This window comes from Longimicrobium sp. (assembly GCF_036387355.1).
GTDB lineage: Bacteria > Gemmatimonadota > Gemmatimonadetes > Longimicrobiales > Longimicrobiaceae > Longimicrobium.
The window spans coordinates 1-7,833 of record NZ_DASVTX010000557.1 but is presented as its reverse complement, the minus strand read 5'-3'; the positions used below and the strand labels follow the sequence as shown (position 1 = coordinate 7,833).

The window sequence follows — 7,833 nt, the reverse complement described above, 5'->3', positions numbered from 1 at the left end:
TGTGGACGCCGCAGCGGCTGGAGAGCGGCGAATCAACCGGGTACGGCATCGGATGGTTCACGCGGCGCGGGAGGCTGGCGGAGGGCGGCCCCGTCGTCCCCATCATCGGCCACGGCGGCGCCTCCATCGGCGGGCAGACGTCGTTCATGATCTTTCCCGAGCAGCGGATCGTGGTGGCCGTATCCACCAACGTGACCGGCGCGGAAAGCGTCACGGGGCTGGCCGGCCGGCTGGCCCAGCTCTTTGCCCGCCGCGCCGGGCCCTGACATCGGAAGAAGATCGCGGGGCGGCGCCCTTGTGTGCGGAGCGGATCATCCCTTCATTGAACAGGGCCTGCCCGCTCCCCCGCACCACGTCCCTGCCATGCCACGCCTCCGCGCATCCTTTCCGCACGCGCTGTGCTCCGCCGTGCTTCTCGCGTCCGCGCTCGCCGCGCCGCCATCCACAGCGCACGCACAAACCCCGGCGGCCACGCAGGCGCGGGCGGCGTACGGCACCGTTCAGGGCCAACTGGTGGAAGAAGGCAGCGGGCGCCCGATCGCCGGTGCGCTGGTGGCGCTGTTGAACGAGTCGGGCGCGCGCATCACCGCCGCGCTCAGCGACGCGGATGGGCGGTTCGTGCTGCGCGTGGCGTCCGGCGGGCGCTACACGCTGCGCGCGGAGCGGGTGGGGTACGCCACCGCGCGCTCCGCCCCCGTGGACGTGGCGGACGGGGAAACCGTCACCCGCCGCATGACGGCCCAGGTGCGCGGCGTGGAGCTGCAGGGCATCGCCGTGCGCGCGCGGTCCCGCTGCGAGCGCCGGACGGAGAGCGGGCCGGAAACGCAGCTGCTTTGGGATGAAATCCGCAAGGCGCTGGAGTCGACCGCGTGGACGCAGCAGGAGGGGCTGCACACGTACGTGGTCCGCCACTGGACGCGCGACATGGGCCCGGTGACGATGCGCATTGAGCGCGAAAGCTCGCGGATGGACACCACGGCGGCGGCGGCCCCCTTCCGCACCGCGCCGCCCGCCCAGTTGCGCGACCACGGCTGGGTGCAGCCGGACAGCGGCGAAACCGTCTACTACGCGCCCGACGCCGCGGCGCTGCTGGCGAACGAGTTTCTGGACGGGCACTGCTTCCGCACCGTGCGCCACCCCGTGGACCCCACGCGCGTGGGCCTCGCCTTTGAGCCGGTGCGGGGCCGCACCCTTCCCGACGTGCGCGGCACGCTGTGGGTAGACCGGGCCACGGCGGCGCTGCGCGACATGGAGTTCTCGTACACCGGGCTGCGGGGCGACGCGTACTTCGACCGCACCGGCGGATGGGTGGAGTTCGAGCGGCTGGGCTCCGGCGCGTGGATCGTGCGCCGGTGGAACATCCGCACCCCCATGGTGGCGGAGGAGCGCATTCCCGAGCGGGGCGAGCCGGAGCCGCTGCAGCGCATTCTGGCCTTTCGCGAAGACGGCGCCGAGATCACGCAGGTGCAGCCGCGCGGGGGCCAGGTGCGCTCGCTGGCGCGCGTGGGCTCGCTGCGCGGGGTGGTGTGGGACAGCACGGCCGGGGCGCCGCTGGCGGGCGCGCGGGTGTATCTGGAAGGCACCGAGTACGCGGCGACCACCGACAGCACCGGCGCGTACCTCATGGAGGGCGTGCCGCCGGGCAACTACGGACTCGCCTTCGCGCATCCGCGGCTGGATTCGCTGGAGTACGAGCCGCCGCTGATGGACGCGCTGGTGAGCGAAACCGTCCTTCGCGAGGCATCCCCGGCCGTTCCGCCGCTGCCGCGCATCATGGCCCTGGCCTGCGCGGACAGCGGCGGCGCCGTGCTGTTCGGCGAGGTGCGCAACGGGGCCAACGGCATTCCCCTTCCCGCCGCCACGGTGCGCATCACCTGGCCGGACGAGTCCGCGCCCGGCGGCATCCGGCGGGGGGAACGGACGACGGACCTGCGGGGCCGCTACCTGTTCTGCGGCCTTCCCGCCGGCGTGTCGGTGCGCGTGTCGGGCGAGTTCGTGGGCCGGCCGCTGCCGCCGGCCACGCTGGCCATGTCGGGCAACGAGCCCCGCGAGCATGTGATCGCGGCGGACGCGCTGGGGCGGGTGCAGGTGGGCGACCTTTCCGCGACGACCTCGCCGCGCGCGCCGGTGCGCCTCGCCGGCCGCCTGGTCATGCCCGACGGGCGGCCCGTGGCGCCGGGCATGACGGTGCACCTGGTTCCGCAGCGGCTGATGGACGGCGACACCACGGGCCCGCGGCAGGTGCCCGTGCGGGAGAACGGCGTCTTTGTGTTCGGCCGCGTGCCGCCGGGCGAGTACCAGATGGACGTGGTGGATGCCAGCCAGCGGATGTTCACCCGGCCCCTTTCCGTGGGCGGCGGGGCGGAGATGGAAGTGGAGTTCCAGATTGATCCGGGCACCTTCAGCATGGACCCGGTGATCGTGACGGCGCGGCCGCGGATGGGGGTCATTTCCTTCAATCGCGCGCAGATCGTGGCGGAGATGCAGCACTCCACCCACGTGATGGAGATGATGCGGCGGGTGCGCGAGGTGGTGGTGACCCCGCGCCAGTGCATCGGGCTCCGGGCGGAGATGAGGTACCGCACGCCGTACACCCGCTCGCGCCCCAGCAACCCGGCCTGCCGTCCCATGACGGTGATGGTGGACGGCGTGCGCCTGGAGCCGGGCGACAACCTGCTGCGCACGCTGGCGCTGGAGGAGGTGGAGTCCATTGAGATCCTGTCTCCGCAGGCGGCGGCGGCGCGCTACCCCAACAACCCGCTGGGCATCATGCTGGTGACCACGCGGCGCGCGGCGGGAACGGCCCCCCGCGCACCCTGACCGCGCTGGCTGGAGTTGCGGAACGGCGTAAAACGCAAGATACTCAGGGGCGACCAGAGTTCCTGACCCGTACGTGAGTCGATTTCTGATGAAGATCCTGTTCCGCACCGCGCTCGCGGCCACGGCGTTCGCCTCGTCGCCACTGCTGGCCCAGGCCGCGGACGTGGCGGCCGCTTCCGAGTTCCCCACCTGCGCCGAGGCCGGCCAGCTTCGCGTGGTCGTTTCCGTGCCGCCGGGGCTCACGCAGGAGGAGACGGCGGCGCGCATTCGCGAAAGCCGGATGTTCGTGGAGGGAACGCAGGTCGTGTACATCCCCACGGGCCGGCTGCCCCGCATGCTGAACGAGGCCGAGTTCCGCGAGCGGTTTGACCTGCTGATGGAGGGAATGCTGCGCGAGAACCGCGCGGTGGACGGCAGCATGAGCATTATGCTGCAGGTGAACGCGGACGGCGTGGTGGAGCAGGTGACGCCCAACACCGGCAACCGGCTGCTGGACCGGCGGCTGCAGCGCGTGTGGATGCCCGTGCGCTTTGAGCCGATGGTGCTGGGGGGATGCCGCGCCCGCGGGTTTCTGCAGACGCCGCTGAGCTTCAGCAGCAACTACGCGCTGGACTGGTCGGAGATCCAGGCCAAGCCCACCATCGAGCCCTGAGCCCGGTGCGGGATCGATGGAGCCCGGAGTCCGCCCTCGCAGTGCGCGAGGGCGGATTTTGTTTCTCTGAGTCTCAGGGCGGAGCGTAGGGGCAGGACCTCGGGGCCGGGCGCGGCCGCCTGCGCAGAGCCCCCGCATCAGCGCGGCCGGTTGCCCAGAGCGAATGAATTCGCCGCTGGAACAGCACGAAGTCCGCCTTCGCGGACTGGGTCGGCTGCATCGGCGCGGGCGGCGGAGAAATCGCGCCGGCCTGTCCCGAGCCGGTGGCGAGCCCAGGACCGTCCGCCCGGGTCGGTTGAAGCCGCGAACCTGGACGCGCCAGCGGCCGGGTGTCGGGGGTTACCGCTGTCCGAGCGGCGGATTCATCCGCTCAGGGCGGTCCATCGCCCCGCGACGGCCGTCCCGGCCGCGCACCGTAGTCCGTCCATGCCGCGATCCCTATCTTCCCGGCAGGCCGCACGTCCGTTCATCCACCCGAAACCGACACGCCCGTGACGACGATGCTCGCCCGTTGCACCCCGGCGCTGCTCGCGCTTCCGCTGCTCGCCGCCGCGCCGGCGCAGCAGGGCGACCCTCTGCGCAGCGTCTACACGACGCTGGACCCCGCGCAGTGCCGCACCATCCGCACGTACGAGGAAACCGGCGACTCGGAGCAGCGCTGCCCGGGCATCGCGGGGCATGTGCTGCTGGTGAGCGATGGCGATGCGCGCGTCTCGGTTACCGTCGTCACGCCAGACCGCAGGCAGCATCCGCTGGACTACTGGACCGTCATCACCAGCGGCTTTTCCAGCCTGGGCCCGCGGGCGGAGTGGCGAGTGCGCGGCACCGGCCGCGCCCTGCGCCCCGTCGCGCTCATCGTGCGGGTGAACGCCAACGAGGATCCGGAAGTCCCGGAGCGCAGGACGTCGTACCTGGCCGTGGCGCGGCTGACGGGCGGACGCGTCTGCGTTACGCACCGGATCGGGCCTTACGCCAACGCCAACGAGCTCGCCCGCCAGGCCGCCGACCGCGCCGGCACCCTGCCCTGCCTGGGCCCGCGCCAGTAACACGCGTTCCGGCATCCAACGCAGGAGAGCCCGTCATCCGGATCGCGGGCGGACGGAATGCGACACCGCTGTGCGCGATTCCTGCACTTCCCGCGGGCATGACCAACCACGCCGCGCCCCTTCCCGTCTACCTGAACCCGGCCTCCGGCTCCGCGCCGCGGGTGCTGGCCGCCGTGCGCACTGATGCGCGGTTTGAGGCGCACGAGCTGGGGCCGGGCGACATCCGGGAGCAGCTGCGCGAGGCGGCGCGGAGCGGGGCGGGGCGCATCGTGGTGGCGGGCGGCGACGGCACCGTGCTGTGCGCCGCGGAAGTCGCCGCGCAGACCGGGGTGGAGCTGGCCGTGCTGCCCGGCGGCACGCTGAACCACTTTTCGCACGACCTCGGACTGCCGGTGGACGACATGGCGGCGTGCCTGGAAGTCGCCGCGACGGGCGTTCCGCGGCGCATGGACCTGGGCGAGGTGAACGGAAACGCCATCCTCAACTCCAGCTCCGTGGGCGCGTACGTCACCTTTGTGCGCACCCGCGAGCGGCTGGAAAGGCGCGGGCTCAGCTACCGCACGGCGAGCGTGCTGGGCGCGCTGCGCGTGTGGCGGCACGTGCGCGGCATGCGGGTGGAGATGCGCACGGGTGACGGGAAGGGTGCGGAGTGGCGGCGCTATCACTCGCCCATGGTGTACGTCGGCATCGGCGAGCGCGACCTGGAGCGGCTGTCCCCGTCCACGCGGCTGCCCGGCGGGCGCCCCGCGCTGCACGTGATGATCGCGCGGCCCTCCGCGCGGGGGCGCGTGGCGGCGCTGGCGTGGTCGGCGCTGCGGCGCGGGCTGGACGCCACGGCGCGCACGGACCTGCTGGACACGCTGCTGGTGGAGGAGTGCGTGGTGCACCTTCGCCGCGAGCACGTCACCATCGGCATTGACGGCGAACTGGTGAAGGTGCGGCCGCCGCTGCACTTTCGCCTGAACCGCGGCGCGTTCACCGTGATCGCGCCACGGAGAAATCCTGACATCGACGGGAGGACGGAATGACGGTTCGCGCGACGTGGAAGGCGCCGGACAAGGACGTGGACAGGAACCACGACCATCGTCTGCAGACCAGCGAGCGGAACGAGCTCCCCAACTCCGCGTTCGCGCTGCCGCACCAGCGCAAGCTGCCGGTGACGGATGCCGGGCACGTGCGCGCGGCGCTGGCGCGGTTCGACCAGGTAGAGGGGATCAGCGACGAGGACCGCGACCTCGCCTTTGCCAACCTGCGCAAGGCCGCGCGGCACTTCGGCGTGGAGGTGGCGGAGCAAGACTGGCACGACCTCGGCCGCAAGCCGCACACCCGCAACCCGGCCCACGATTGAAGGGCATCGGCATCCCACCCGCGGCGCTCGGCGCGTGCATGCGGGCCGCCCGGTTCGACGGAATGCGGGTGGAGCATCGCGACTTCATCCTCGCCAACGTGGCGGAGCACCGGAACGGCTGCCGTCCCCTCGGCTGACCGCCCGCGGCGGACCGGCGGGCACCACCGGGCGTCCAGGGAACGCGACGGCGTCTTGGATGCGCATGGTTCTGCGCGACTTGCGCGTTCCACGCTCCGTCCGGTCTGGGGCGGATGCGCGCGCATTGCGCGGCGGCGTGCACGCGCTAGCTTGCGGGCCGGAAGCATTGTTTTTCACACCCGTCCGGCCCTCATGAATCCGCCGTACATCCGCGCAGCGCAGCCCGCGGACGCCGAGGCGCTCGCCGAACTGGGCGCACGCACCTTCTCCGACGCGTTCGCGGCGGACAACCGCCCCGAGGACATGGCGGCGTACATGGCCCAGGCGTACACGCCGGAGCAGATGGCGGCCGAACTGGCGGACCCGTGGATCGTGACGGTGGTGGCGGAAAGCGAGGGGAAGCTGGTGGCGTACGCGCAGGTGGGCCGCGGCTCGGCGCCGCCCTGCGTAACGGGCGACCCCGTGGAACTGCGCCGCTTTTACCTGGACCGCGCGTGGCAGGGCAGCGGCCTTGCCGCGCCGCTGATGGCGGAGGCCGTGCGCGCCGCCTCCTTTCTGGGCGGCACCACCTTCTGGCTGGGCGTGTGGGAGCGGAACCCGCGGGCGATCCGCTTCTACACCAAGCACGGCTTCGTGGACGTGGGGAGCCACGTGTTTCAGCTGGGGTCGGACGCGCAGACGGACCGCATCATGTCCCGCCCGCTTCCCGCTGCCTGAGGAGCCCGACGGTGCCGCGCATCTTTCCCGGAGCAGCAGCGATGAACGCAGTCCAAACCCTGGCGGTGATGATGATGGCCGGGTGCGCATCCGCCCCGCATGCGTCATCCCCCGCGCCACAGGCGCTGGCGACGGTCCCGGGGCAGCGGAACACCGTCTTCGCCGCGCCAGCGGACTCGCAGCCGGCCGCGCGGCAGAACGTGATTGTCCGCAAGGCGGACCGGCAGCCGTGCGCGACGGGGGACGCAATGCCGAACGGGCGCCCGCGCGACACGGCCGCGGTCATGGGCCGGCACCGCATGCCCGGCACGCCCGCGCCCATGCCGAATGCCTGCCCTGCCGCCACGGAGCGCGGCACCACGCTGGCCGTGCCGGGGGCCGTCCCCGAACCGCGTCCCTGACCCCGGCCCGCGTACGGATGTCCACCCGCCACATGGTCAGCGCCGGAATGATCCTCTTCCGGCGCGTCGGAGACACGATCGAGGTGTTTCTCGCCCACCCCGGCGGGCCGTTCTGGCGACACCGCGACGCGGGCGCGTGGACCATCCCCAAGGGCCTGGTGGATCCCGGGGAGCAGCCGCTGCAGGCTGCCGTGCGCGAGTTTCGCGAGGAAACGGGGATCGAGCCGCAGCCGCCCTTTCTGCCGCTGGGCTCCATTCGCCAGAAGTCGGGAAAGACGGTGCACGCCTGGGGCTGGGAGGGCGACGCCGATCCCGCGGCGGTGTTCAGCAACGAGGCGAAGACCGAGTGGCCGCGCGGGTCCGGCCGGTGGCTCACCTTTCCCGAGGTGGACCGCTGCGGGTGGTTTACGCCGGATGAGGCGCGCCAGAAGCTGAACGAGGCGCAGGCCGAACTGGTGGGGCGGCTGGAGGCGTACCTGGAGACCGCTCGCAGGCAGGCCTGAGACCGCCAGCGATCGCCCGATCTCTCGGGCGGCCCCCACCCGGGCCGGCACCACCGGCCCACCCTCCCCCAAAACAGACTGGGGGAGGGTTTTTGTTGGGCGAAAGGCTCGGCGCGGCGGCAAAGGGATCGGGGCGTCGGCGGGCTGCTGAGCGACTGAAGTCGCCGCAACAACGGCTGAAAGCCTCACGATACTGCTGTGAGGCTGC

10 protein-coding genes are annotated in these 7,833 nt (G+C 72.3%); all 10 read left to right on the top strand.

What is annotated here, in order from left to right:
• Positions 1-266, top strand: a 266-nt coding sequence (locus VF665_RS24160) for a serine hydrolase (protein WP_331056052.1), incomplete at its 5' end; no start/stop codon positions are given.
• A gap of 97 nt (positions 267-363) precedes the next feature.
• Positions 364-2,820 carry a carboxypeptidase regulatory-like domain-containing protein gene (locus tag VF665_RS24155; RefSeq protein WP_331056051.1) on the top strand — a complete coding sequence of 819 codons (2,457 nt, stop codon included), beginning with the start codon at positions 364-366 and terminating at the stop codon, positions 2,818-2,820.
• Between the two features lie 88 nt (positions 2,821-2,908).
• Positions 2,909-3,472: a hypothetical protein gene (locus VF665_RS24150; protein WP_331056050.1), complete on the top strand. Its 564-nt coding sequence runs from the start codon at positions 2,909-2,911 to the stop codon at positions 3,470-3,472.
• Positions 3,473-3,963: 491 nt separating this feature from the next.
• The gene (locus VF665_RS24145; protein ID WP_331056049.1) at positions 3,964-4,518 is read left to right on the top strand and encodes a hypothetical protein; all 555 of its coding nucleotides are present in this window, start codon (positions 3,964-3,966) and stop codon (positions 4,516-4,518) included.
• 98 nt (positions 4,519-4,616) lie between these two features.
• The gene (locus tag VF665_RS24140; RefSeq protein WP_331056048.1) at positions 4,617-5,546 is read left to right on the top strand and encodes a diacylglycerol/lipid kinase family protein; all 930 of its coding nucleotides are present in this window, start codon (positions 4,617-4,619) and stop codon (positions 5,544-5,546) included.
• The gene (locus VF665_RS24135) at positions 5,543-5,866 is read left to right on the top strand and encodes a DUF6582 domain-containing protein (protein WP_331056047.1); all 324 of its coding nucleotides are present in this window, start codon (positions 5,543-5,545) and stop codon (positions 5,864-5,866) included. The genes VF665_RS24140 and VF665_RS24135 overlap by 4 nt, the downstream gene beginning before the upstream one ends.
• Positions 5,863-6,003, top strand: coding sequence for a hypothetical protein (locus tag VF665_RS24130; RefSeq protein ID WP_331056046.1), 141 nt, complete (start codon positions 5,863-5,865; stop codon positions 6,001-6,003). Before VF665_RS24135 ends, VF665_RS24130 begins: the two co-directional genes overlap by 4 nt.
• Positions 6,004-6,196: 193 nt before the next feature.
• Positions 6,197-6,721: a GNAT family N-acetyltransferase gene (locus tag VF665_RS24125; RefSeq protein WP_331056045.1), complete on the top strand. Its 525-nt coding sequence runs from the start codon at positions 6,197-6,199 to the stop codon at positions 6,719-6,721.
• 41 nt (positions 6,722-6,762) lie between these two features.
• Positions 6,763-7,122 carry a hypothetical protein gene (locus VF665_RS24120; RefSeq protein ID WP_331056044.1) on the top strand — a complete coding sequence of 120 codons (360 nt, stop codon included), beginning with the start codon at positions 6,763-6,765 and terminating at the stop codon, positions 7,120-7,122.
• Positions 7,123-7,139: 17 nt separating this feature from the next.
• Entirely contained in the window at positions 7,140-7,625 is a 486-nt protein-coding gene (locus VF665_RS24115; protein ID WP_331056043.1) for an NUDIX domain-containing protein, read from the top strand.
• Positions 7,626-7,833: the final 208 nt, after the last annotated feature.

Coding starts and splice junctions, on each gene's coding strand:
- VF665_RS24155 (WP_331056051.1), top strand. CDS start 364: ATGCCACGCCTCCGCGCATCCTTTCCGCACGCGCTGTGCTCCGCCGTG.
- VF665_RS24150 (WP_331056050.1), top strand. CDS start 2,909: ATGAAGATCCTGTTCCGCACCGCGCTCGCGGCCACGGCGTTCGCCTCG.
- VF665_RS24140 (WP_331056048.1), top strand. CDS start 4,617: ATGACCAACCACGCCGCGCCCCTTCCCGTCTACCTGAACCCGGCCTCC.
- VF665_RS24135 (WP_331056047.1), top strand. CDS start 5,543: ATGACGGTTCGCGCGACGTGGAAGGCGCCGGACAAGGACGTGGACAGG.
- VF665_RS24125 (WP_331056045.1), top strand. CDS start 6,197: ATGAATCCGCCGTACATCCGCGCAGCGCAGCCCGCGGACGCCGAGGCG.
- VF665_RS24120 (WP_331056044.1), top strand. CDS start 6,763: ATGAACGCAGTCCAAACCCTGGCGGTGATGATGATGGCCGGGTGCGCA.
- VF665_RS24115 (WP_331056043.1), top strand. CDS start 7,140: ATGTCCACCCGCCACATGGTCAGCGCCGGAATGATCCTCTTCCGGCGC.